Annotated in this window: 28 protein-coding genes and 1 tRNA gene; 16 read left to right on the forward strand and 13 right to left on the reverse strand. The window is 40.7% G+C overall.

From position 1 onward, the window contains the following. The first annotated feature begins 17 nt into the window (after positions 1–17). From pdxA to NE848_RS10020, 9 genes are all read left to right on the forward strand, one after another. A complete protein-coding gene (gene pdxA / locus NE848_RS09980) occupies positions 18–1,064 on the forward strand; it encodes a 4-hydroxythreonine-4-phosphate dehydrogenase PdxA (protein WP_252113033.1) in 1,047 nt (348 codons plus the stop codon). A gap of 95 nt (positions 1,065–1,159) precedes the next feature. Then, positions 1,160–1,693, forward strand: a complete 534-nt coding sequence (locus NE848_RS09985) for a YceD family protein (RefSeq protein ID WP_252113035.1) — start codon at positions 1,160–1,162, stop codon at positions 1,691–1,693. 13 nt (positions 1,694–1,706) lie between these two features. Next, positions 1,707–1,904 (forward strand): 50S ribosomal protein L32, encoded by a 198-nt coding sequence (gene rpmF / locus NE848_RS09990; RefSeq protein ID WP_252113037.1) that lies wholly within the window; start codon positions 1,707–1,709, stop codon positions 1,902–1,904. A 180-nt stretch (positions 1,905–2,084) separates the two neighbouring features. Next, positions 2,085–3,083: a beta-ketoacyl-ACP synthase III gene (locus NE848_RS09995; protein ID WP_252113039.1), complete on the forward strand. Its 999-nt coding sequence runs from the start codon at positions 2,085–2,087 to the stop codon at positions 3,081–3,083. 18 nt (positions 3,084–3,101) lie between these two features. Next, positions 3,102–3,608, forward strand: coding sequence for an acetyl-CoA carboxylase biotin carboxyl carrier protein (gene accB, locus NE848_RS10000; protein WP_252113041.1), 507 nt, complete (start codon positions 3,102–3,104; stop codon positions 3,606–3,608). Positions 3,609–3,671: 63 nt separating this feature from the next. Next, positions 3,672–5,027: an acetyl-CoA carboxylase biotin carboxylase subunit gene (accC, locus tag NE848_RS10005; RefSeq protein WP_252113043.1), complete on the forward strand. Its 1,356-nt coding sequence runs from the start codon at positions 3,672–3,674 to the stop codon at positions 5,025–5,027. A gap of 89 nt (positions 5,028–5,116) precedes the next feature. Continuing rightward, positions 5,117–6,238 (forward strand): NAD(P)/FAD-dependent oxidoreductase, encoded by a 1,122-nt coding sequence (locus tag NE848_RS10010; protein WP_252113045.1) that lies wholly within the window; start codon positions 5,117–5,119, stop codon positions 6,236–6,238. Next, positions 6,235–6,906 (forward strand): monofunctional biosynthetic peptidoglycan transglycosylase, encoded by a 672-nt coding sequence (mtgA, locus tag NE848_RS10015; RefSeq protein WP_252113048.1) that lies wholly within the window; start codon positions 6,235–6,237, stop codon positions 6,904–6,906. The genes NE848_RS10010 and mtgA overlap by 4 nt, the downstream gene beginning before the upstream one ends. 1 nt (position 6,907) lies before the next feature. Continuing rightward, complete coding sequence (locus NE848_RS10020) at positions 6,908–7,360, forward strand: transcription elongation factor (protein WP_252113051.1); 453 nt, start codon at positions 6,908–6,910, stop codon at positions 7,358–7,360. Here NE848_RS10020 and NE848_RS10025 read toward each other — a convergent pair. Further along, a complete protein-coding gene (locus NE848_RS10025; RefSeq protein ID WP_252113054.1) occupies positions 7,353–8,321 on the reverse strand; it encodes an ABC transporter ATP-binding protein in 969 nt (322 codons plus the stop codon). The genes NE848_RS10020 and NE848_RS10025 overlap by 8 nt on opposite strands. Positions 8,322–8,430: 109 nt before the next feature. On the opposite strand from NE848_RS10025, the gene NE848_RS10030 reads away from it, so the two are divergent. Beyond that, a complete protein-coding gene (locus NE848_RS10030) occupies positions 8,431–9,048 on the forward strand; it encodes an HAD family hydrolase (protein WP_252113057.1) in 618 nt (205 codons plus the stop codon). Between the two features lie 35 nt (positions 9,049–9,083). Here the strand turns inward: NE848_RS10030 and NE848_RS10035 are convergent, their stop codons facing one another. From NE848_RS10035 to NE848_RS10055, 5 genes are all read right to left on the reverse strand, one after another. Then, the gene (locus NE848_RS10035; protein WP_252113059.1) at positions 9,084–11,243 is read right to left on the reverse strand and encodes a prolyl oligopeptidase family serine peptidase; all 2,160 of its coding nucleotides are present in this window, start codon (positions 11,241–11,243) and stop codon (positions 9,084–9,086) included. A 97-nt stretch (positions 11,244–11,340) separates the two neighbouring features. Beyond that, positions 11,341–12,330, reverse strand: a complete 990-nt coding sequence (locus NE848_RS10040; protein WP_252113061.1) for an aspartate-semialdehyde dehydrogenase — start codon at positions 12,328–12,330, stop codon at positions 11,341–11,343. A gap of 190 nt (positions 12,331–12,520) precedes the next feature. Continuing rightward, positions 12,521–12,949: a large conductance mechanosensitive channel protein MscL gene (gene mscL, locus NE848_RS10045; RefSeq protein WP_252113064.1), complete on the reverse strand. Its 429-nt coding sequence runs from the start codon at positions 12,947–12,949 to the stop codon at positions 12,521–12,523. Between the two features lie 62 nt (positions 12,950–13,011). Next, positions 13,012–14,127 (reverse strand): alanine racemase, encoded by a 1,116-nt coding sequence (alr, locus tag NE848_RS10050; RefSeq protein ID WP_252113066.1) that lies wholly within the window; start codon positions 14,125–14,127, stop codon positions 13,012–13,014. Continuing rightward, positions 14,120–14,764 (reverse strand): thymidine kinase, encoded by a 645-nt coding sequence (locus tag NE848_RS10055; RefSeq protein ID WP_252113068.1) that lies wholly within the window; start codon positions 14,762–14,764, stop codon positions 14,120–14,122. The genes alr and NE848_RS10055 overlap by 8 nt, the downstream gene beginning before the upstream one ends. A gap of 190 nt (positions 14,765–14,954) precedes the next feature. Here NE848_RS10055 and NE848_RS10060 point away from each other — a divergent pair, with 190 nt between their 5' ends. Genes NE848_RS10060 through recJ form a run of 4 tightly spaced genes read left to right on the forward strand, consistent with a single transcriptional unit; the run spans position 14,955 to position 18,726 of the window. After that, positions 14,955–15,722: a hypothetical protein gene (locus NE848_RS10060; protein WP_252113070.1), complete on the forward strand. Its 768-nt coding sequence runs from the start codon at positions 14,955–14,957 to the stop codon at positions 15,720–15,722. Between the two features lie 11 nt (positions 15,723–15,733). Then, positions 15,734–16,405, forward strand: coding sequence for a 16S rRNA (cytidine(1402)-2'-O)-methyltransferase (gene rsmI / locus NE848_RS10065; RefSeq protein ID WP_252113072.1), 672 nt, complete (start codon positions 15,734–15,736; stop codon positions 16,403–16,405). After that, complete coding sequence (locus NE848_RS10070; RefSeq protein WP_252113074.1) at positions 16,405–16,971, forward strand: uracil-DNA glycosylase family protein; 567 nt, start codon at positions 16,405–16,407, stop codon at positions 16,969–16,971. Before rsmI ends, NE848_RS10070 begins: the two co-directional genes overlap by 1 nt. A 60-nt stretch (positions 16,972–17,031) precedes the next feature. Beyond that, positions 17,032–18,726: a single-stranded-DNA-specific exonuclease RecJ gene (gene recJ, locus NE848_RS10075; protein WP_252113077.1), complete on the forward strand. Its 1,695-nt coding sequence runs from the start codon at positions 17,032–17,034 to the stop codon at positions 18,724–18,726. Here the strand turns inward: recJ and NE848_RS10080 are convergent. The 3 genes from NE848_RS10080 to NE848_RS10090 all read right to left on the reverse strand — a co-directional run bounded on the left by NE848_RS10080 (position 18,723) and on the right by NE848_RS10090 (position 21,388). Next, a complete protein-coding gene (locus tag NE848_RS10080; protein ID WP_252113080.1) occupies positions 18,723–19,481 on the reverse strand; it encodes a UDP-2,3-diacylglucosamine diphosphatase in 759 nt (252 codons plus the stop codon). The genes recJ and NE848_RS10080 overlap by 4 nt on opposite strands. 213 nt (positions 19,482–19,694) lie before the next feature. Continuing rightward, positions 19,695–20,519 (reverse strand): alpha/beta fold hydrolase, encoded by an 825-nt coding sequence (locus NE848_RS10085; protein WP_252113082.1) that lies wholly within the window; start codon positions 20,517–20,519, stop codon positions 19,695–19,697. 419 nt (positions 20,520–20,938) lie between these two features. Then, on the reverse strand, positions 20,939–21,388 hold the full coding sequence (locus NE848_RS10090; RefSeq protein ID WP_252113083.1) for a 6-pyruvoyl trahydropterin synthase family protein: 450 nt from the start codon (positions 21,386–21,388) through the stop codon (positions 20,939–20,941). A gap of 99 nt (positions 21,389–21,487) precedes the next feature. On the opposite strand from NE848_RS10090, the gene NE848_RS10095 reads away from it, so the two are divergent. Further along, a complete protein-coding gene (locus NE848_RS10095; RefSeq protein WP_252113085.1) occupies positions 21,488–22,141 on the forward strand; it encodes a 2OG-Fe(II) oxygenase in 654 nt (217 codons plus the stop codon). Positions 22,142–22,251: 110 nt separating this feature from the next. On the opposite strand, the gene NE848_RS10100 is transcribed toward NE848_RS10095, so the two are convergent. The 4 genes from NE848_RS10100 to NE848_RS10115 form a co-directional block, all read right to left on the reverse strand. Then, on the reverse strand, positions 22,252–22,437 hold the full coding sequence (locus NE848_RS10100) for a hypothetical protein (protein WP_252113088.1): 186 nt from the start codon (positions 22,435–22,437) through the stop codon (positions 22,252–22,254). A gap of 4 nt (positions 22,438–22,441) precedes the next feature. Further along, positions 22,442–23,209 (reverse strand): enoyl-CoA hydratase/isomerase family protein, encoded by a 768-nt coding sequence (locus NE848_RS10105; protein ID WP_252113092.1) that lies wholly within the window; start codon positions 23,207–23,209, stop codon positions 22,442–22,444. Positions 23,210–23,272: 63 nt separating this feature from the next. Beyond that, entirely contained in the window at positions 23,273–24,601 is a 1,329-nt protein-coding gene (locus NE848_RS10110) for an MATE family efflux transporter (protein ID WP_252113094.1), read from the reverse strand. A 39-nt stretch (positions 24,602–24,640) separates the two neighbouring features. Beyond that, positions 24,641–25,141, reverse strand: coding sequence for a GNAT family N-acetyltransferase (locus tag NE848_RS10115; RefSeq protein WP_252113096.1), 501 nt, complete (start codon positions 25,139–25,141; stop codon positions 24,641–24,643). A 62-nt stretch (positions 25,142–25,203) separates the two neighbouring features. On the opposite strand from NE848_RS10115, the gene NE848_RS10120 reads away from it, so the two are divergent. Beyond that, positions 25,204–25,277, forward strand: a tRNA-Ala gene (locus NE848_RS10120). Positions 25,278–25,281: the final 4 nt, after the last annotated feature.

Below are 25,281 nucleotides of genomic sequence, written 5' to 3' on the forward strand. Positions count from 1 at the left end.
TTATATCGGGAAACTATATGAAACATGCCGAAATGATCAAATTGGGAATTAGCATTGGAGATCTTAATGGGATAGGAAGTGAGATCGTGCTCAGGACCTTTGACGACACCAGAATGCTGGATTTTTGTACCCCGATCATCTTCGCTTCGTCCAAGATCATCAATTTTTTAAAGAAACACTATAAGTTATCCCTGCATTTCCAGGGAATAGATCATCCTTCTAAAGCCATAGACGGGAAGATAAATGTGATGAATGTGTGGAAAGAGAATGTAAAGATTAATTTTGGTGAAGAAGATACAACTGTTGGAGAATATGCGTTTAAATCTCTTGAAGCCGCAACAAGTGCTTTGAAGAATGATGATATTGATGTGCTGGTTACAGCCCCTATCAATAAGCATACGATCCAGTCAGAAAAATTCAATTTCCCGGGTCATACCGATTATCTGGCCAAAGAGCTGGGAGGCGATAGCTTAATGTTCATGATCACCGATAATCTGAAGATAGGTTTATTTACCGATCATGTGGCTCTTAAGGATATTGCTTCGGTGATCACTCCGGAGCTGATAGAGAAGAAGATCAGTATTATTCAGCAAACTCTTAAGCAGGATTTCAGGGTTGAAAAGCCAAAGATAGCAGTGCTGGGGATCAATCCTCATAGTGGTGATCATGGAGTGATTGGAAAGGAAGACGAAGAGATCCTGAAGCCAACTATTCAGAAAATAAGAGATAAGGGAGACCTCGTCTTTGGACCTTATTCCGCTGATAGTTTCTTTGGCTCGAAGAACTACAAAAATTTCGATGCTGTTGTAGCCTCTTATCATGATCAGGGCCTTATTCCTTTTAAGACCTTATCTTTTGGAAGGGGAGTGAATTTCACAGCCGGTTTAAGTAAAGTGCGTACTTCTCCCGATCATGGTACGGCTTTCGAAATTGCGGGAAAGAACGAGGCTAATATCAACTCGTTCAAAGAAGCTGTGTTTAAGGCTATTGAGATATTTAAAGCACGTGAAGAATATAAGGTGTTGACCGAAAATCCGCTAAAGAAACAAGGCAGGAAGATATAAACAAAAAATTGTTTATAAAAAGAGCATAATTGATTAATTTTTATATCTTTGCACCCGCCTTTACGGAAACGGAAGGCACTCAAAACTGAGGAGAGATGAGGAATTTAGAAGAGTTTACAATTCCTTTCAAGGGATTAAAGCTTGGGAAACACCAGTTTGAGTATGAGTTAGATAACAGGTTCTTTGAACATTTTGAGTACGATGAATTCAACAGTGCTGATGTGAAGATCGATCTGTTGTTCGAAAAGAAACCCACAATGATGGAGTTGACTTTTAGAGCAACGGGAACAGTAAACGTTAACTGTGATCTTACAAATGAGCCATTCGATCAGCCAATTGATGGAAAATTATTTTTGGTGATCAAATTCGGGGATGAGTTCAATAATGATGATGAAGATTTGCTTATTCTCCCTCATGGCGAGTTTGAGGTGAATGTTCAGCAATATATTTATGAACTTGTGGTTCTTTCAGTTCCACAGAAGAAAATTCACCCGGGAGTGGAAGACGGGACTTTGAAGTCTGAAGTACTCGATAAGCTGGAAGAGCTTAGTTTGAAAAATCAGAAAAAGAAAAATGAGGATGATACAGATCCTCGCTGGGACAAATTAAAAAATTTACTAAACGAATAATTAACAGGAAGCCATGGCACATCCAAAGAGAAAAATCTCTAAAACAAGAAGAGATAAAAGAAGAACACATTATAAAGCTTCAGCTCCAAAAGTGGCTGTAGATGCTGTAACAGGTGAAGCACACCTGTATCACAGAGCTCACTGGCATGAAGGTAAACTTTATTACCGTGGCCAGGTATTAATTGATAATACCGAAGAGATAGAGGCTTAATTTAGGAAAAGAGCTTCACAAAAAATTAGAGAACTCTCACATAGTGGGAGTTTTTTGTTTTTAGTTGAATAAGTCCTAAAAAGACCTTAATTTGCACGCCGGTTAGAATTAATTTTAGTAATTTTCTATGAATGTTCAGAACGATTTTAGACCGGTGAGAGGTGAATTAAATCCAATTTTATGAGTAAAATCACAGCAGCAATTACGGCTGTAGGGGCCTATGTGCCTGAAGATATTTTAACCAACGAAATGTTGGAAGAAATGGTGGAAACGACAGATGAATGGATTACCACCAGAACTGGAATTAAGGAAAGACGAATTCTAAAAGACCCAACCAAAGGAACTTCTTATTTAGGAATCCAGGCAGCAAAAGATATTCTACGTAAAACCGACCTGGACCCCAAAGAAATAGACTTAATAATAATGGCAACTGCCACACCAGATATGCCTGTGGCCTCTACGGGAGTATATGTAGCCACTGAGATAGGAGCAAAAAATGCATTTTCTTACGATCTGCAGGCGGCATGCTCCAGTTTTTTATATGGTATGTCTACAGCGGCTGCTTATATTGAATCGGGAAGATATAAAAAGGTACTCGTAATAGGTGCCGATAAAATGTCTTCTATCATTGATTATTCCGATCGTACAACCTGTATCATCTTTGGAGATGGTGCCGGTGCGGTTCTTATGGAGCCCAATACTGAAGGACTTGGTCTGCAGGATGAGATCTTAAGAAGCGATGCAATTGGAAGAGAGTCATTAAAAATAGAAGCTGGAGGATCACTTACTCCACCAACTGAAGAAACCGTGGCCAAGAAGCTGCATTTTGTAAGACAGGATGGGAAAACAGTATTCAAGTTTGCTGTTTCCAATATGGCCGGGGTAAGCGAGCAGATCATGAAGCGCAACGACCTGACGAATGAAGATGTGGACTGGTTGGTAGCGCACCAGGCAAACAAGCGTATTATAGATGCTACGGCAAATAGAATGGGACTTAATGACGAGAACAAGGTCTTAATGAACATTCAGAGATATGGTAATACTACTTCAGCTACATTGCCATTATTACTAAGCGATTACGAAAAAAACTTTAAAAAAGGAGATAATTTAATATTTGCCTCTTTTGGAGGTGGCTTCACTTGGGGAGCTGCTTATCTTAAATGGGCTTATAACTCATAAAAACCAACACCAATTATTATGGATTTAAAGGAAATTCAGAATCTGATAAAATTTGTCGCCAAGTCTGGTGCAAGTGAGGTAAAACTGGAAACAGGCGATGTTAAAATCACAATTAAAACAGGTTCAGACGAAAAGGAAACTACCATAGTACAACAAGTTCCTGTAGGTCAGCAAATGCCACAGCAGATGCCTGCTCAACCACAGGCTCCTGCTCCTGCTCCTCAGCCACAGGAAAAGGAAAGCACTCCAAAAGAGAGTAAGGATACTTCTGCAGATGACTCTAAATATATCACTGTAAAATCTCCGATCATCGGAACTTTTTATAGAAAACCTTCTCCAGATAAACCTGCATTTGTGGAGACTGGAGACAGTGTGAAGGAGGGAGACGTGCTTTGTGTTATTGAAGCAATGAAGCTTTTCAATGAGATTGAAAGTGAAGTTTCCGGAAAGATCGTGAAAGTACTGGTAGAAGATTCTTCTCCTGTAGAGTTTGATCAGCCTTTATTCTTAGTTGATCCATCATAATTAACTGCCCGTTTGAACCACTGAAAGCCCTTTTTGGGCTTCAGAACTTTAAAAGCACTAGGTATGTTTAAAAAAATATTGATTGCAAACAGAGGGGAGATCGCATTACGTGTTATCCGTACCTGTAAGGAAATGGGTATAAAGACGGTTGCGGTTTATTCAACTGCAGATGCTGAAAGTCTTCATGTAAGATTTGCTGATGAGGCCGTTTGTATAGGCCCCCCACCGAGTAACCTTTCTTATCTTAAAATATCGAACATTATTGCCGCGGCAGAAATAACTAATGCCGATGCAATTCACCCGGGATACGGATTCCTTTCTGAAAATGCCAAATTTTCAAAGATCTGTCAGGAACACGATATAAAATTTATTGGAGCATCGCCAGATATGATAGCGAAAATGGGAGACAAGGCCACGGCCAAGGCTACTATGAGAGCTGCCGGGGTTCCATGTGTTCCTGGTTCTGAAGGGATTCTTAAAGATTATAAAGAATGCCTTTCACTTGCCAAGGAAATAGGATTTCCCGTTATGCTTAAAGCCACTGCCGGTGGTGGAGGTAAAGGAATGCGTGCGGTTTGGAAGGAAGAAGACCTGGAAGCAGCATGGGAATCGGCAAGGAAAGAGGCTGATGCCGCCTTCGGAAATGACGGGATGTATATGGAGAAGCTTATTGAAGAGCCACGCCATATCGAGATACAGGTGGTTGGAGACAGTAGCGGTAAAGCCTGTCACCTTTCAGAAAGAGATTGCTCTATTCAGCGTCGTCACCAGAAGCTGACGGAAGAGACTCCTTCGCCTTTTATGACCGATACCCTTCGTAAGAAAATGGGAGATGCCGCTGTAAAGGCTGCTGAATTTATTAAATATGAAGGTGCCGGTACCGTGGAATTCCTTGTTGATAAACACAGGAATTTCTATTTCATGGAAATGAACACACGTATTCAGGTGGAACACCCTATTACAGAGCAGGTGATAGATTACGATCTTATTCGTGAGCAGATCCTTGTAGCTGCCGGGGTGCCGATCTCTGGAAAGAACTATGAGCCGCAGCTTCACTCCATAGAATGCAGGATCAATGCAGAGGATCCGTATCACGGATTCAGACCTTCACCAGGGAAGATCACCAACCTGCATGCGCCGGGAGGTCATGGGGTAAGGATAGATACTCATGTGTATAGCGGATATATTATTCCGCCAAATTATGACTCCATGATCGCTAAGTTGATAACCACTGCCCAAACCAGGGAAGAGGCGATCAATAAGATGAAGCGTGCCCTTGATGAGTTTGTGATCGAGGGAATAAAAACCACGATCCCCTTCCATCGCCAGTTGATGGATCATCCTGATTATATTGAAGGAAATTACACGACGAAATTCATGGAAGACTTCAAGATGAAGGCCATGGAAGAAGAGTCATAAAATTTAGAATTCAATAATTCATATAAACCTCACAGGTGCCAAAAACCTGTGAGGTTTTTTGTATTTTCAGCCATAGAAAATACCAACCTATGAATTTTTCCTTTTGGGAAACCGATTCCTGGTTTTCGGATATCGACTTTTGTATAGTAGGTAGCGGGATCACCGGACTTAATTGTGCTTTAAGGCTTAAAGAGCTGCAGCCTGATGCAAAGATCCTTATCCTTGAAAAGGGCATGTTGCCGGAAGGGGCCAGCACCAAGAATGCGGGATTTGCCTGTTTTGGAAGTATTTCAGAGATCCTGGAGGATCTAAAGACGCATACAGAAGAAGAGGTGGTTAAACTGGTTCATAAACGGGTACTTGGACTGGAATTGCTTCGGGAGAATCTGGGAGATAAGGAGATAGATTATCGCACTTATGGAGGATATGAGCTTTTTGTTCCTGAAGATGAAGAGCTTTATTCAGAATGCATTCAGAAAATGCCCGAAGTAAATGAGATGTTGAACTCTGTTTTTCATGATGAGGTTTTCAGTATGGAAGATAATAAATTCGGTTTCAGGAATATTCAGCCAAAACTCATATACAGCAAATTTGAAGGCCAGATTGATACCGGCAAGATGATGAGTGCTCTATTGAGAAAGGTACAGGCTCTTGGAATCCGTATCCTGAATAATGTAATGGTTGAAGGACTAACAAATGAAGAAGACAGCATAAAAATCAAAACGAATAAGTTCGAGCTGTACTCCCAAAAAGCTATTATAACCACAAACGGATTTGCCTCCAGGCTCGGTATTGATGAAGTGAAACCGGCCAGGGCCCAGGTGCTTATTACGAAACCGCTGAAAAACCCTCCCTTCGAGGGAACTTTTCATTTGGATAAGGGATATTATTATTTCAGGAATGTTGGCAACAGAGTCTTGTTTGGAGGAGGAAGGAATCTGGATTTTAAAACCGAGGAGACCGATCAAACGGGCCTAACCGATATCATTCAGAACAAATTAAAACATCTTCTAAAGACCAGCATCCTGCCAGATACCGAATTCGAGATTGAACAATCCTGGAGCGGAATAATGGGAGTGGGAGCGCAAAAAAAACCAATAATCAAAGAGATTTCCAAAAATGTATACTGCGGGGTGAGACTGGGCGGCATGGGCGTTGCCATTGGTAGTCTGGTAGGAAGAGAAATTGCAGATCTAGCTTTACAATCATGATAAAAAGAATTTTCAGGTTTATATTCAAGATCCTTCTGGGACTGTTCATTTTCAGTATTTTCATGGTAATGGTGTACAAATGGTTGCCAGTGCCCTATACCCCACTTATGGCGATTCGCTATTTTGAAAACCCCCAGGAAGAATTTCATCACGAATGGGTCCCGATTGATGATATTTCCAGGCACCTGCAACTGGCAGTGATCACCAGTGAGGATCAGAATTTTGTAAACCACAAGGGTTTTGATTTTGAGGCTATTCAGGAGGCGATGGAAGATAACCGTTCGGGAAGAAAGATACGCGGTGCCTCCACTATATCCCAGCAAACCGCAAAAAATGTCTTTTTATGGCCGGGCAGAACCTGGTTTAGAAAAGGTATGGAGGCATATTTCACTTTTCTAATAGAGATGCTATGGAGCAAGGAAAGGATCCTTGAGGTCTATCTGAACAGTATAGAAATGGGCAAAGGGGTGTATGGAGCCCAGGCAGCGGCCAAACACTGGTTTGGTAAAAATGCCATCGATCTTTCAGCCTACGAATCAGCTGCCATAGCCGCAGTACTTCCAAACCCCAGGGAATATAGGGCGAACCCTGCCTCCAGTTTTATTCAGAGAAGAAAGAACTGGATCGTGAACCAGATGCAGAATTACGGCCGATTCAGTCTTGAGTAATATGAAAGCAGATCGTTCAGAATTGATAAAAGCCTGCCGGGATTTTCTTCAGAAGAAAACCGATGTGGTCTTGAAAGCCATGAACGGCCTGAAAGAGGATCTTGATAACGAATCAAAAAGCAGTGCGGGAGATAAATATGAGACTGGCCGGGAAATGATCAATATCGAGTGGAATAAGCTAAGTAATCAGCTCAACGAATATGAGAAACAGGTAAAGGTGCTTAACAGGATAGAAGATCACAAAGCTTCAGGAAGAATCGTCCTTGGTAGTATTGTAAATACTGAAATTGCGAGTTATTTTATTTCGATTCCTGCCGGGGAAATTTCCATAGGAAATGAGAAATTCTATGCGGTAGGCATCCAGGCTCCTGTGGCTCAAAAATTACTCGGTAAGGAAGCAGGAGAACATTTTGAAATGAATGCTAAGAAAATCCGGATCAATTCAGTTAATTAAGGCGTTTATCGATCAGCTCTTCCGAGACTTTTAAGTTTATTTTTGTGTCGGGTTCGATCTCATTATGGTGATCTATTAGAATATGATCACTGTTAAGGCTGGCCTCAATAAGAAAGCTTTCTCCTTTAAAATAGCTCTTTTTAACCACCGCTTCGATTCCAGATTTTGAGACTATCTCAATCTCATGTGGATATAGAACCACCCGTTTTCTGCTGGAGTTATCTTCCTTGAGATTTTTAAGCATGATATGGTTCACATCTCCAAAAAGAGAGGCGATATATTTATTGGGTGGAGTCTGATAAAGTTCCTGGGGTGTGCCATCTGCATAAATACCACCGTTCTTGATCACGAAAGTTCTGTCAGCAAATGAAAGTGCATCAGTGCTATCATGTGTTGCAACTATGCAGGTGATATTGTTTTCTTTTAGGTATGAGAACAGTCGTCTGCGTAGATTATTTTTTCTAAAATGGTCAATATGGCTGAAGGGTTCATCGAGCAATAATATTTCCGGTTCATCGGCCAGTGCCCTTGCGAGGGCTATTCGCTGCTGCTGACCACCACTCAGGAATTTCGCTTTTTTATCGGCCTCTTCCTCCATTTCAACCACTTCCAGCAGCTCTCTGATGCGTCTTTTCTTCTTTATAGGGTAGAAATTGCTTAAATGCTTTCCAACGTTCTCTGCAGCGCTTAAGGGAAGCATAAGGTCAAAATCCTGAGCGAGATATTTTATGAAAGGTTCTCCGGGTACCAGATTGTATAAGGGGCCAAGTAGTTCCTCACCATTCCAGGTTATCTTTCCATCAGTGTGTAGAAGGCCGTAAATAAGTTTTAATAGAGTGCTTTTCCCACATCCGCTTTCGCCGATAATCGAAACATTCTGACCTTTTTCTATCCTAAAGCTAATGTTCTTAAGGACAGGTTCTTTATCGTAAGCAAAGGATACATTCTGGAGCTTTAGCATATGAGGTTAAAATCTTGTTTATTAAATGATAATCTAAGGATTAACATCTGGAGTTTTTGCTATCTTTTTGAGATAAATCTAATCAACTTATACTTGTTCCGGCCTAAAGATGAAAAAAATTATTGTTTACGATCTTAATCAGACTTTATATAAGAAATCCTCCAAAGACGATTTCTTCAAATTTATTTGTTATAAAAAGGATTATAAGCTTATACATTCTCTTCAACTAGCATGGATGTATGCCCTATACTCCTTGAAATTGATAAACAAAACTTATTTCAAGGAGAATTTTTATAACTATTTAAAAGGCATACCTCCCCATAAGGTTGAAAAATATGCAAAACAATTCTGGGATATAGAATTTCCTGAATATTTCAGAGAAGATATGATAAGGGATATTCAAACACATTCCCGAAATGGAATAGAGGTATATATAATAACCGGTGGTTTTGAGATATACACTAAATATATGGAGGAGCTTCTTCCGGTAAAGGTTTTGGGAACCTTAACCAAATATGAAAATGATAATTATAGGATTAAAGGGGTTGCCTGCAATAACGAAGAAAAGATACGGAGGCTTAAGGAAGATGTAAAAGGAGAATATGAATTGCTGGAGGCATATTCAGATGATAAAGAAGAAATACTTTATCATGCCCAAAAAGGATATTATCTTGACGAAAAAGGAGATCTGCATCTTGTACAAAAAAAAGAACCGGCCGAAAATTAAATTCCGACCGGTTTTATCTTTTGGAGGTTGAATAATTAACCTTTTACTTTTTGGTCTATTTGATTTGGAAGGCTCTTAAAGCCCATATTATAAAGGGTGAACCCAAAAATATCAGCATATTCTTCAATGATCATGCTGGTAGGTTTTCCTGCCCCATGTCCAGCTTTAGTCTCGATTCTTATCAGCACTGGTTCATCACCTGCCTGTTTATCCTGTAACTCTGCTGCAAATTTAAAGGAATGGGCTGGCACCACTCGATCATCATGATCACCTGTGGTTATAAGAGTGGCAGGATATTCAACACCTTCTTTTACATTATGAACCGGCGAATATCCATACAGGTATTCAAACATATCCTTGTTATCCTCGGCCGTGCCATAGTCGTATGCCCAGCCCGCTCCGGCAGTGAAGGTATGGTAACGAAGCATATCCATCACACCAACAGCCGGAAGGGCAACCTTCATAAGGTCAGGTCGCTGGGTCATGGTAGCTCCAACCAGTAATCCACCATTTGACCCGCCACGTACGGCAAGATATTCACTTGAAGTATAGTTGTTTTCAATAAGATATTCGGCGGCAGCAATGAAATCATCAAATACATTTTGCTTTTTCATTTTGATGCCGGCATCATGCCAATCCTTTCCATATTCTCCGCCTCCGCGAAGATTGGGCACGGCATAAACACCTCCCTTCTCCAGCCAAACGCTCATGGCAGTACTGAAGCCTGGCGTAAGGCTAATGTTAAATCCACCATAACCGTACAGGATAGTCGGATTTTTGCCATTCATTTCGGTTCCCTTCTTGTAGGTTATAATCATAGGGATCTTTGTCCCGTCCTTTGAATTATAAAAGACCTGCTCGCTTTCGTAATCGTCCGGGTTAAAGTCTATATTAGGCTTATTGTACACTGCAGAGGTGCCATCTTCAATATCATATTTATAAATGGTTCCCGGTGTTACGTAATTGGTGAAGGAATAGTAGAGAACATCTTCCTCTTTTTTAGCACTGAATCCTCCCGCTGATCCAATTCCCGGTAGTTCTACTTCCCTTATCAGGTTGCCTTCATAATCGTATTGCTTCACCTGTGAAATCGCATCTACCATATATTCTGCAAAGAAATAACCACCACCGGTGGAAGGACTAAGTACATTTTCGGTCTCCGGGATGAAATCTTTCCAGTTCTTAGGAGTTGGATTCGAAGCATCTACCGTGACTATTCTTCGATTGGGAGCGTCAAGATTGGTCACAATGTAAAGCTTGCTGCCTTGATTATCTATCACATAACTATCGGTATCAAAATTGTTCAGGATTGTTACCAGTTTGGGGTTCTTTTTGGTAAGATCCATAAGATAAAGTTCTCCGCCTGAAGTAGAATTTCTTGCCGAAATAATAAGGAAATGATTGTCTTCAGTCACATTTCCTCCTACATAGCGTCTTTTCTGTTCTTCAGAATCACCAAATACTACCTTATCCTCACTCTGGTCTGTACCGAGTTTATGGTAATATAATTTATGCTGATCGGTCTTGGCTGAAAGTTCACTTCCTTCCGGCTTATCATAACTTGAATAATAAAAACCTTCATTGCCTTTCCATGAAAGTCCGCTGAATTTCACGTCTCTTATTGTGTCTCCAAGCAACTTCCTGTTTTCGGCATTCATCACGATCACTTTTCTCCAGTCACTTCCTCCTTCAGAAATAGCATAGGCTACTTTTTTCCCATCTTCAGAAAAACTCATTCCTGAAAGTGAGGTAGTACCATCTTCACTGAATTTGTTCGGATCAAGAAAAACTCTTGGTTCAGCGTCTTCACCCTTTTTACGGTAAAGGACACTTTGATTCTGTAATCCGTCGTTCTTGAAGAAATAGATATAATCACCTTCGGTAAAAGGAGCTCCTAATTTTTCATAATCCCATAGTTGGGTGAGCCTTTCTTTTAGCTCATCGCGATAGGGGATCTTTTCAAGGTAACCGAAGGTAACCTCATTCTGAGCTTCCACCCAGTTCTCGGTCTCTTCACTTCTGTCGTCTTCTAGCCATCGGTAAGGGTCTTTGACTTTAGTGCCAAAATAATCGGTCACGGTATCTACTTTCTTAGTCTCAGGATAATTCAAAGCAATTGATTCTGTTTTTTTTGATTCATCATCGCAAGCTATAAGAGCACTTGCAGCAAGAATCATGGTTATCATTTTTTTCATAAAAGATTGGGTTGAGATTTTCAAATAAATCAAGCAAAAAAGGCCTGAAAGATATTTCGCTTTCAGGCCTTTAAAGATATTTAAATATTTGAATTCTCTATACGAGATCGTTTTCAAGTAAATATTCGGCTATTTGCACCGCGTTAGTGGCGGCTCCTTTTCTTAAGTTGTCGGCCACGATCCACATGTTTAGCGTATTTGGCTGGGAATAATCCCTTCTTATCCTTCCCACGAAAACATCATCGTTCCCTTCAGCATAAATAGGCATTGGGTAGGTGTTAACAGCCGGATTATCTTTTACGGTGAGCCCGGGAAAGTCATTAAGCAATTTTCTTACTTCTGCTTCCTCGAAATCCTTTTCAAACTCAATGTTCACAGATTCAGAATGACCTCCAACTACTGGGATTCTTACCGCTGTGGCAGTTACATTCACTGAATCGTCACCAAGGATCTTTTTGGTTTCGTTGGTAAGTTTCATCTCCTCCTTAGTGTAGCCATTATCCTGGAAAACATCGCAATGTGGAAGTGCATTCCTGTGAATTGGATAAGGATATGCCATTTCTCCTTCTTCACCAGCATATTCGTTTTCCAACTGTCTCACCGCTTTTACACCGGTACCGGTAATTGACTGGTAGGTGGAAACAACCACCCTTTTGATACCATAGGTATTATGAAGCGGTTTTAATGCCATTAATAGCTGAATGGTGGAACAGTTTGGATTTGCAATTACCTTGTCTTCCTTTGTTAGAAGATTCGCGTTGATCTCCGGAATCACAAGCTTGTTGGCAGGATTCATTCTCCACGCTGAAGAGTTGTCGATCACCGTAGTGCCTGCTTCGGCAAACTTAGGCGCCCACTCCAGGGAGGTATCCCCTCCAGCCGAGAACAAGGCGATTTCCGGTTTCATGGAAACTGCAGTTTCCAGACCAACGACTTCATATTCTTTCTCTCCGAATTTAACTTTCTTACCAACAGATCTTTCTGAGGCAACGGGAATAAGTTCCGTTAAAGGAAATTTTCTTTCCTCCAGGACTTTTAGCATTACATTTCCCACCATACCGGTGGCTCCAACAACAGCTACTTTCATAATTACAAAGTACTTTTTAAAATTTTGATTGCAAAGGTATTAGTTGCTTTTAAACCTGATGTATACAGATCGAAAAAAATACCTGATTTATAAAGATTTATACGCATTTGTCATTTTTGTTAAAAAAAAGACCCCGATTTTCACCGGGGTTTATAGTTGAAATAAGTAGTGTAGCGGTAAGCGTACTTCTTTATGAATTTTGTTTTTTCAGTTCGTCTCTTATTTCCAGCAGGATCTCTTCCTGTGTAGGTCCTTTTGGAGCCGGAGCTTCTTCTACATTTTCTTTTTTCCTGGTCTTTTCATAAGACCTTAAAACCAAAAATATAAAAAAACCAATGATTATAAAGTAAATGATGGCCTGAATAAGGTTTCCGTATGTGATCACCGCGGCTTCAGCCTCCTTGGCCGCATCCAGGGTTTCATAATGGTTCCCATCAAGTGAAAAGAATTTCTGGGTAAAATCTATGCCACCCGTGAAGACACCTATTAAAGGCATGATCACATCGTTTACAACAGAATTTACAATTTTATTGAAGGCTGCGCCAATGACTACCGCAGTGGCGAGCATCACAATATCTTTCTGAAAAAGAAATGTTTTAAAATCTGAAAGAAAGCCCATAAGATCGAATTGATGTAGTTAGTTGAGCCTAATTTAGATAAAAAAATTAAATTCTTTACTTTTTATGATCCTTCAGGAATTATCTTTCTTGTGACTCTACGTTGGATCCCCGTAATAAGTTCATAGGAAATTGTTCCCCCGGCTTCGGCAAAACTTACCGGATGTTGTGGTCCACCGAATATGATCACTTCATCACCTTCTTCACAATCTATTCCCGTTACATCTATCATTATTATATCCATACAAACATTCCCTACAATGGGCGCGAACTTACCGTGAACCATTACTCCGGCCTTTTCTTTTCCGTAAATGCGGTTTATACCATCGGCATGACCAACCGGGAGAGTGGCTATCTTGCTTGGCTTTTCAACCTTAAAAGCCCGGTTGTAACCAACAGTAGCTCCTTTGTCTAATTTTCTTATCTGGGAAATTATGGTTTTAAGAGTCCCCACAGGTTTAAGATCGGGATCCACGTTTTCATCATTTCCATAGCCATAGAGTCCGATTCCGGTTCTCACCATGCTGAATGCGGCTTTGGGATAATTGATCAATCCTGAGGTATTGCAAATATGTAACAGGGGTTCGTAGCTAAGCTTTTCAACAAGTTCCCAGCTCATTTTCCTGAAAAGATCTATCTGCCCAACAGTAAAGTCCCTTTCCTTCCAGTCCTCGCTTGCCGCCAGGTGTGAAAACACAGAAGCGATCTTCAGGGTCTCGGTACTTGTAATTTGATCATAGATCACAGGAATTTCTGGCTGGTCAAATCCTAAACGGTTGAGCCCAGTGTTAAGTTTTATATGAACGGGGTAGTTCTTTTGTTTTAGCTTTTCAGCAGTGCTTATAAATGACCGAAGGATCTTTTCACTATACAGATTGGGTTCCAGGCAGTGTTCAATGATCTTTTCAAAATGAGTGAATTGTGGATGCAATACCAGGATTGGTTTGGTGATCCCGTTTTCACGAAGCCTTATACCTTCTTCAACATAGGCAACCGCAAAATAGTCGGTACCCAGTTCTTCGAGTTTTTTGGCGATCACTACGGAATCACTTCCATAGGCGTGAGCCTTGACTACTGAAAGGAATTTTACATCCTTATCTGTTTTTGATCTTAAATAACGATAATTATGTGCCAGTGCCCCAAGGTCTATCTCCAGGACGGTTTCTTTGGCTTCAGGCATTTTCTTCTTTGGGTTTATTCAATTCTTCAGGATCTTTAACGTCAATCTTTTTGACGCGTTCCTTCAACATTGCTTTATAATAGGCTGCGCGGCTTAAAGGTTCATATTCTTCATTCTCGCCAAGGAAAACAAGCTCATCGTTGATAGCTTTCCGGTAGCTGAATTGTGCAAGGTTTCCGGTGCGAGTACATACCGCGTGTACTTTGGTTACATATTCAGCTGTTGCCATAAGATTCGGCATGGGGCCAAAAGGATTTCCCTTAAAATCCATGTCAAGTCCGGCGACAATAACACGAATTCCCTGATTGGCAAGGTCATTACAAACCGTTACGATCTCATCATCAAAGAACTGAGCCTCGTCTATCCCCACAACATCACAGCCATCGGCAAGAATGCGAATGGTAGAGGCCGAAGGAACCGGCGTAGATCGTATCTCATTGGAGTCATGAGAGACAACCATTTCTTCATCATAGCGCGTATCTATAGCTGGTTTGAAGATCTCTACATTCTGCTTTGCAAATTTTGCTCGCTTTAGTCTACGGATGAGTTCTTCGGTTTTACCGGAAAACATCGAGCCACAAATTACTTCTATCCAGCCAAATTGCTCTTCGTGATTTACTGTATTTTCGAGAAACATTTTGTATTTTTCAAATCGAAACGGGAAATACCGCTTTCGCATAAAGGTGGAACAAATTTATTAAAAATACAACCCTGGGCAGGGGCTAATCGTTAAAGTTATGAAATGAATCTGGCAGAAAATTTGCATACAATGCAGATGTTCTACTAGCCGTTGTATTTTGACGAATAGAGGATAAAAATTTTAACAGATGAAAAAGAAAATCGAAGCCGACTTGATCCAAATTGCCGAAGTTATTCTTCAAACTAAGGGCAATAAGGATGTTGAAGAGCTAAAGCAGAAAGCAAAGGAGCTTTATGAGAAACTTACCATACTGGCTTTTACTGAAAAACATCTGACCGAGGCATATGAGGAAACAGAAACTGAAGAGGAAGAAATAGAATTACCGCAAAGAATTGCCCATGTTCAGCATTATGATGAATTTTATCCGGACGGCACCGAGTACAATGAGGATTCTGAATCTATTACAGAACCCAATACAGAAAAAATAAAGGATATTGTGGCCCAGATGCCGCCTGAAACCGAAAAGGTGGATGCCATGATTAATCATATCAATACGCCGCAGCCACCAAAACAACCTGAAGCGACCAAACCAAAAGAGACGCCAAAAAAGGATAAGAAGGATTTCAGAAATATAGGTGTAGATTATGATAACCTTCCAGATTTTGAACCGGTGAATCATGTTCAGAAGGATAACAGACCCCGTTCGCTGAACGACCGACTCAAAAAAGGCATCAACATAGGCTTGAACGAAAGGCTTTCTTATATCAGACACCTGTTCGATGGAAATACGGCCGATTATAATCGTGTACTTTCCCAGCTGAATACTTTCAACAGCCTTGAAGAGGCCCAAAAATTTATCGATAAGATAGTCAAGCCCGATTATAATAATTGGGAAGGTAAAGAAGACTACGAGGAGCGCTTTATGGCTCATATCGAGAATAAATTCAGTAAATAGTATACAGGTATATGGGGAAACTTTTTCTGGTACCTACTCCCATTGGTAACCTGGAGGATATGACTTTTAGGGCTATCAGGGTTTTAAAAGAAGCAGATCTAATTCTTGCCGAAGACACACGAAACAGTGGAAAATTACTGAAGCATTATGAGATTCAGACTCCTATGCAAAGCCATCATATGCATAACGAGCATAAGACGGTGGAAGCTATAGTCTCCCGGATCAAAGCCGGTGAAACCGTCGCCCTTATAAGCGATGCAGGTACTCCGGCTATTTCGGACCCCGGATTTTTGCTTACTCGCGCCTGTGTGGAAGCAGGTATTGAAGTGGACTGCTTACCGGGAGCGACTGCTTTTGTTCCTGCGTTGGTGAACAGTGGTTTACCGAATGATAAGTTTGTTTTTGAGGGTTTTCTGCCGGTGAAAAAAGGAAGGCAAACCAGGCTAAAGTTTCTTGCTGAAGAGACCAGAACGATGGTATTCTATGAATCACCGCATAAACTGCTCAAAACACTTGGGAATTTTGTTGAGTATTTTGGGGAGAATAGAAAGGTTTCTGTCTCCAGGGAGATCACCAAAATGCATGAGGAAACCATAAGGGGAACTTCGGCTGAAGTCCTTGAGTATTATACTTCACATCCGCCTAAAGGTGAAATTGTAGTCGTGGTAGAAGGAAAATCCTGATGGAAGATCTTTTATGTAAAATAAGAGATTGCCGGGTTTGTGAAGATCACCTTCCACTGGGACCAAATCCGATTCTTGAGGCCACAAAAAATTCAAAGATCGTGCTTATAAGTCAGGCGCCAGGAAGGATAGTGCATGAAACCGGAATAGCCTGGAACGATCAGAGCGGTAAGAAATTAAGGGAATGGCTGGGTGTTGATGAAAAAGCTTTCTATGACACCGAAAATTTTGCCATTCTGCCCATGGGTTTCTGTTATCCGGGAAAGGCAAAGACAGGAGACCTTCCTCCCAGAAAGGAATGTGCTCCCATGTGGCATGAAGAGGTTTGGGAAGAGCTTGAAAACACACAGCTTAAAATTGTGATCGGCTCTTATGCCACGAATTATTATTTGCCTGGCAGCTCAAATCTCACACAAAAAGTAAAGAATTATCAGGATTACCTGCCGGAATTCTGGCCGCTGCCGCATCCTTCTCCGGTGAACCGTTTCTGGCGAAGCAAGAACCCATGGTTTGAGGAAAATGTGGTGCCAGAACTTCAACAGAAAATAGCTGAAATATTAGGTTAAAAAAGAATTCTGTAATTCGATTTTTATTACATTCGGCTAAATTCATTTTTATATAATTCTATGCGCTGGACCTTAAAACCCAAACCTGATCCTATTACCGTAAATGCACTGGCAGATAAGCTGGGAGTTGGGTTGCCGGTTGCAAGGTTACTTGTTCAGCGGGGAATAGATAGCTTTGAGGAGGCCAGGAAATTTTTCCGTCCTGACCTGCAGGATCTCCACGATCCTTTTTTGATGAAGGATATGGAACTTGCCGTGCAGCGCATCGAGCAGGCGATGGCCAATGAAGAAAATATTCTGGTCTATGGTGATTATGATGTAGATGGCACCACCAGTGTAGCTTTGATGTCTTCATATCTGAAATATCGGTATCCAAATGTGGCGACTTATATTCCAGATCGTTATGAAGAGGGCTATGGGGTTTCATATCAGGGAATAGACTATGCGGCCGATAATGAGATAAGCCTGATCATTGCTCTGGATTGCGGGATAAAGGCTATTGAAAAAGTCGCTTACGCAAAGGAAAAAGGGATAGATTTTATTATTTGTGATCACCACCGTCCCGGGAATCAGATTCCTGAAGCTGTAGCAGTCCTCGATCCCAAACGTACGGATTGCGATTATCCATATGATGAACTTTGTGGTTGTGGTGTGGGATTTAAACTTATTCAGGCGCTCTCCAAAAGGAATAATGAGCCTGAGGAGGTGCTGCTTCCTTACCTGGACCTGGTAGCAACGGCCATTGGTGCCGATATCGTTCCCATTACCGGTGAAAACAGAATTCTTGCCTACCATGGTCTTCACGTGATCAATGTCGCTCCACGGAAAGGGATCAGCAGTTTACTTGGTGACCGGAAGAACGTGAGCATTACCGATGTGGTTTTTATCGTGGCACCACGAATCAACGCAGCCGGAAGGATGAAACACGGGCAGCATGCCGTGGATCTTCTTACTGAAGAAGATGAGGAAATCGCGAGAAAGTATGCCGAAGAGATCGAAGCTTTTAATACCGCCAGGCGAAGCGCCGATAAATCCATAACCGAAGAGGCCAGGCAGCAGATCATAGAGCAAAAGGAAGAAGACCGACTTACTACCGTAGTTTATAGTGAGAATTGGCATAAAGGAGTGATAGGGATCGTGGCCTCAAGGCTAACTGAAACCTGGTACCGTCCTACCCTGGTATTTACAAAAAGTGGGGAGAAGCTGGCGGCCTCGGCCAGATCTGTGAAAGGCTTTGACGTTTATGAGGCTCTGGAAGGCTGTAAAGAGCACATTGAACAATTCGGCGGACATAAATATGCTGCCGGCCTAACCCTGCTGGAAACTGAATATGAGAACTTCAAAAGGAAGTTTGAAGAAGTGGTTTCTGAAAGCATAGACCGAAAGCTGCTTACTCCGGAACTTTCAATAGATGCCGAAATAAATCTTAATGATATAAACCCAAAATTCTATCGTATCCTCAAGCAATTCGCTCCATTTGGCCCGGGGAACATGTCTCCGGTATTTTTGACTAAAGGCCTTATAGATACGGGATTTGGGAAATGCGTGGGGGAAGATAAGACCCATCTAAAATGCAAAGTGAAACAAGATGAAAACGGACCTGCCTTTGATGTAATAGGTTTTAACCTGGGTTCAAAACTGGACCTGATCAAGGATTATAAAAGATTTGATGCGGTCTATTCCCTTGATGAAAATACCTGGAATGGGAATACCACGATTCAGCTTAAGCTAAAGGATATAAGAGAAAGTGTTTAAGATTTGAACTTTTTCAGACTGAGCTTTTCCCCGTCAAATTCAGCATAGGTATAATGACTTATCCAGTCACCCGTATTGATGTAAGTAGATTTGCCATTCAGGTCGATCTCCAATGGGAGATGGCGATGCCCGAAAAGGAAATAATCATAATGCTTTGATTCCAGTTTTCGCTTGCAATACTGGATTAACCACTCCTTATCTTCTCCTAAGAATTCCATATCCTCCTCACCCGAAATAGCTTTGTTCTTCACTGAAAAATACTGGGCCAGCGGTACGCCAATATCTGGATGTAACCATCGGTATAACCATTGCGCGAATGGATTGGTAAAGACCTTCTTCATTCGTTTGTACCCATGATCCCCGGGGCCGAGTCCGTCACCATGACCAACAAGAAAGCTCTTTCCGTTGAATTCAAATTCTTTGGGTTTGTGAGAAACGGGAATATTAAGCTCCTTTTCAAAATAATTATCCATCCAAAGATCGTGATTGCCTACAAAGAAATAAACCGGAATACCGGAATCCTTAATTTCCGCTAGTTTTCCGAGAGTTCTTACGAATCCTTTTGGAACCACATGTTTATATTCGAACCAGAAATCGAAAAGATCGCCTAGCAGGAAAATTGCAGCTGCATCTTCTTTAACCTTATCCAGCCACTTAACGAATTTTGCTTCGCGTTCCCGACTTGCTTCCATGGTTGGAGCTCCAAGGTGGTTGTCGCTGGAAAAATAGACTTTTTTGCCCTGTGGGATTTTCATAAAGCTTTTGTTCGGGGTAAAGATATGAGATTTCTCTCTAGGCTCGAAATTACCATTAAGCACTAAGCTAAATTAGGATGATAAATTATGGCCTCACATGCTTTGGAAACCTGTGAGGCCATAATATTAATAATTGCAACGAAATGAACATTTTTTCACCTTTTCAGCGCTGGCTTGCCCCTTTCAATTTTTACTCTTAAATATATAGTTTTATTAATGGAACTTTTTATCTTCAAAAAATTGGGCCATGACGGTTATAAACACATTTGACCAAATAGATTCTTCCTTTTCGTGAACAAATGGAAGATGTCCTCCATTTGGAATAATCCATAGATATGAGTCTGGAATATTTTTATATAACTTGACTGGAATATCAATAGGAAAATGTTTATCTCTATCACCGTGAATAATTAATGTCGGACATTTGATGATTGACAGATAAGGTGAGGTAAAATTCATATCTTCATACGTGGTACTGAGCTCCTTAAAAAGTCTTAATAACTTTCTCGCTTGTTTTTCTCCTCCTGGCTGATGATAAAGAATATCTTTTCTCCATCTAATATCGATGGTTTCATATGTGGTATTTTTTTGAATATTCCTTGCTTCTTCAGGGTAATGAGTAGTACCACCAATTAATATCATTGCTTCCACTCTTGTAGAATCCATGGTGGTCATATGTAATAGAGTCATGGCACCTGAACTAGTTCCTATAGCTTTAAACTTATTAATTCCTAGTGTATTCATAAGAGCATACATATCAATAGCTGCATCTCGATGACGAAAAACATCAGAAGGATTTTTCGAAAGGCCATGACCTCTTAAATCTGGAATTATGTATTGATACTTTTCGGGAAAATCATCTACCCAAGGCAGATACATTTTGTGACTTGCCGTTAAATTGTGCAATAATAAAACAGGCTCACCTTTTCCGTGAGTGATATAATGGATCTTTGTACCATTTACTTCCGCAAAGTTTTTATTCTGGCAAAACCCAATTAGTGAAACTGTAAGTAAGAGAAGCGTCAGTGCTTTTTTCATAACCAAATGTTTAATCTATAATTTATTTCACACATGGGCATAAAAGGCTTCGGTTAATTAAGGTTGCAGGATTTAGGAAATTGGAATTGTCTTCTTACTAGGTAGTTTCTTATTTTTAAATTTACATTTTTCCGATTAAATTCACAAATAACTAATAATAAACACATTAACTTCTTATCGATTGTTAGAATAGTTGAAAATAATTATAAAATTTTAAGGATAATAAATGATAAATTCTGACCTCACAGGTTTTCAAAACCTGTGAGGTCTTAGCAGGATTCCTTTTATAAAAGATGAAACTTTAGCAGGACTGAAACTGAAAGATGAAATCGCAATGAAGTAGCGTTTGCCTTTAGGAATAATGAGATTCCTTCGCTTAGCTCTGGATGACTTAAGGCTTACCGCTTATAGCTTACAACTCAATTATCGCTCGCAAACCACTCAGCAAAGGAAGATTCGGTTTCCTGAAGTTTGAGGGAGTGGAGACTTATATGTGATGGAAGGTGTTTTTTGATCTTTTCTGCAAAATCTATCACCATGTTCTCACTGGTAGGCTGGTAATCTACAAGGATGATATGATGGCCGCGGCTTTTGAGCTCCTCGGCAAGTTCTACATGCGGAGTGTTCTTATTAAAAACCGTTGCATGATCAAATTTGTCTACAATTTCCGATTTCACGATCTTCTTAAGATCCCCAAAATCTATCACCATTCCAAATTTGACATTTTCACTATCTGTGATCGGCTTTCCTATAACAGTTACACTTAATTTATAGCTGTGGCCATGCACGTTCCTGCATTTCCCGTCGTAACCATAGAGGGCGTGACCGGTTTCAAAAGAGAATTGTTTGGTGATTCTAATATTGCTCATTTCGGCATAATTTGATACAAAGATAACTGATTTTTTGAGCCTGAATTTTTAACATTCCCGATTTGATTTCTGGAGTATATTTGCGAAATTTTTATTGTCATGGTTCAGCAAGATTTAGAGCTTTTTGAGCAGCTCGAGTTTAAGGAGAATCCTCTTTATGAGCAGGTGATTTCAGATCTTTTAGAGAAGAAATACAGTATCATCGATAATTTCTTCGAGGAAGCAGAGGTGAACAAACTAAGAGGTAGCCTTCTTAATAAATATGAAGAGGATAACTTTAAAAAGGCCGCTATAGGAAACCGAACCAACGAGATCATCGCAAAATCTATTCGAGGGGATTTCATTCTCTGGATCAATGAAGCTGATGCTGGCGAGGCGGAAAAGATTTATTTCAATAAGATAAATTCACTGGTAGACTACCTGAATCGCACCTGTTTTATGGGAATCCTTACCAAGGAATTCCATTATGCGCTCTATCCTGAAGGAACTTTTTATAAACGACATCTGGATACCTTTCAGAATGATGGCAGAAGAAAACTTTCCATGGTATGTTATCTCAATAATGAAGACTGGAAACCCGAAAATGGTGGTGAACTTACTATTTATACAGAAAATGGCGGAAAAGAAGAGGAAATTAATATCTATCCCTTTCCCGGAAGAGTAGTGATCTTTGAGAGCCAGGAATTGGAACACGAGGTGAAGCCCGTTAAGGTACCTCGTTTAAGCATTACAGGCTGGTTGAAAACCCGCTAGCTATTTTCTGAATCTTTTATAAACGAACACGCCAATAAGTATAAGGGCGAGGATGATCCAGAATCCCATGCCGCTTAAAAACCTAAAAAATTCCCAGGTGTCCTGATCCATCAGTTCTTTTTGTTTCTTTCATGTCTTACTCTCCATCTATAGCGCGCATAAAAGAATAAGCCTAATAATACCAGTATTGCAAGTAAGTACCAGAAATTTTCTGTTATGAATTCCCTTAAGGTCCATCCCCATTCCTGTATCTCGGTAGGGTCTTTATCTTTTGGTAAGTGTTCCTGCTGCATCATATCTTTATTTTTTGAATTTAGCCAGTGCCTGTTTAGTAAATTCTGATAGCACTAATTCTCCCGATATTGCAGCCCGTTCATACAGCAAATGCTCCCAGTTTTCAGTGCCTTTCCAAAGGCTCTTTTTCATTTCTTCCAGGGCAGAAGGGTTATAGGAAGCCAGTTTTGAAGTAAAGATCTCGACTTCCTTATCCAGGTCTTTTATGTTTTCAAAAACCCGGGCGTACAGGCCCTTTTCTTTTGCCCAGTATGCATTCTTCCATTCATGGGCTGCCAGGCTTAGTTCTGCGAGGGCTCCTACTCCCATCTTTCTTTTAACCGCCGGCGCAATCACAAAAGGACCTATCCCAATGCTTAACTCTGAAAGGCGTATGGCTGCAGCATCTGTAGCCATTGCGTAGTCACACGCGGCTACCAGTCCAACTCCACCCCCAACAGTTTTTCCCTGTATCCGGCCTATGACAGGTTTTTTGCAGGCCCTCATCGCATTGATCACATTAGCGAAACCTGAAAAGAATTTTCTTCCACTTTCCAGATCATCAATCTCAATAAGTTCATTAAACGAGGCTCCCGCACAAAATGCTTTTTCCCCTTCCGACTTTAATAGAATAACGTTTACATTTTCATCATCTGAAAGTTTCCTAAACTCTTTCTCAAGTCTGTCCAGGAGTTCTGAAGGAAAGGAATTGCTCGCAGGATGTCCAAACTCTACAGTTGCGATCTTATTTTCAATGCTAGTATATAAACTTCCGTTCTCGCGGCTGGTGGTCATAAAATTCAGGTTTTTACCAAAGTTAAGGATATTGCTTAAAAGCAGAAGCCAACTTAACAGAATCTAAACTTCCTTATGCAGGTATTTTCTGCGGAAATAGACAACCAGGGTACTACTTCTAATGAGCATCCATACGAAAAAGGCGATCCAGATTCCATATAATTTCAACCCGAAGTAATCAGATATAAGCAGGGCAGGAGTGAAGCCCAGAAATGTTGCTACAAGTAAGACGTTTCTAAGATATTTAGCTTCCCCCAATCCTTTAAAGATACCGTCAAACATAAAAGCTATCGCATTTACGGGTTGCATGATAAGCACCATCCAGAAGACCGAGGAGAAGAGAGCAAGTACCGTAGCCTCTTTATTGAACAATAAACCTATCTGGTTATAAAAAAGAGCACAGAGAGCCATCAGGATTATCGCTATTAAAACGGCGTATTTACTTATTTTCTTACTGAGTTCCCAGAGATTCCTGTAATCCATAGCTCCGAGTAGCTTCCCTCCAATCGCATTTCCGGCATTTGCATAGCCGTCTATAAAAAAGCTGAAGAACAGCCAGATATTCATTAGTATACTTTGTGCGGCGATATAATTCTTTCCATAATCTGTGGCATAGGCGTTGGCGAGATAAATGGCAAAATTGAGCGCAGCTGTACGCACAAAGAGATTGGCTGCCATTAACAGCAATCCTTTCATTCGTGGATTTATATTAAAACTCAGTTTGAGATGAAAGGGGGTCTTCTTAAAGAAAAACCAGAAGGCCATTACAAGCATGGTAGCCTGAGCAGCGAGACTCGCATAGGCAGCTCCTTTTAAATGCATAGGAGGTATTAACCCGTCAATTCCATAAACCAGCAAATAATCTAGCGCAACATTTACTGCGGCGCCTGTAAGGCTGCATTTCATGGCCCATAAGGTGTTCTGAAGTCCGCGGAAAATGCCAAAAATCGCGAAGGTCACCAGGGTTAGAGGATATCCTAGTGCCCGGATCTGGTAATAATCTTCAGAATACTGTAATATTAGTCCTTCAGCATTATATGCACTGAAAATTGCACGTGCAAAAAAAGCAGTAACCCCGTAAATGGCCAGACTGAACAGAAAATTGAAGGCAATGGCCTGTGGGATAAGTGTTTTAACCGCGTGAAGACGATTTGCACCAAGATGCTGAGAAACGATGGCTGAAATAGCAGTTTTGGTCTGGGCAACAATCCAGATAATGGCAGAAAGAAAAGAACCTACAATTCCTGCAGCGGCAAGCGCCTCCACCGAGTTTTTACCTACATTTCCTATAACCGCTATATCGGTGAGGGAAATAAGAGGCTCGGCAATCCCCGCAATAATAGCGGGAATGGCTATCTTATTGATATTTTTAAAACTTACTGAATCTGCCAAGGGACTGGTAAATGAAGAGCAAATATAGAGGCTAACTAATTAAATAAGCAACTCATAGCAGTAAAAAGGATGCTCACTTTGTTTGGGGAAGTAGATATTCCCTAATTTTTGATAACCCCGCGATTCATAAAACTTCTGATTTCTTTTATTCTGGCTGAAGGTATCCAGCCTTATCGATTCGAATTCGTGCTCCCTCGCATAATTCTCGGCAAAATCCATCAGTTTACGTGCATATCCCTGCCCCCAAACATCGGGATGAGTCGCAAGGCGATGTATATAAATATTTGACTCGGTTTTACTTAACCATTTTATGGGAATATATTCATCGTCCATATCTTCTGTGATAACAATAATGCCCATAATTTGACCATTCTCCTCATAGAGATAAAGTTCTTCTTTTTCAATATCAGCTTTTAATTTTTCAAGAGAAGGATAGTGTTCATTCCACTGGTAGATACCTTTATAGCACATGGCTTTTGCACATGCTTCGGTAAGAGATTTTATTTCTTCAAGCTGATGTATTCCGGCCTTTTTGATCATCAAATTTTCGAAAAATAAAAGATTTCCATATTTCAGAAAAATTATTACATTTGCTCCCAGTCGGGGGATTAGCTCAGCTGGCTAGAGCGCTTGCATGGCATGCAAGAGGTCATCGGTTCGACTCCGATATTCTCCACAAA

It is taken from the genome of Gramella jeungdoensis, from assembly GCF_023805255.1.
Lineage (GTDB): Bacteria > Bacteroidota > Bacteroidia > Flavobacteriales > Flavobacteriaceae > Christiangramia > Christiangramia jeungdoensis.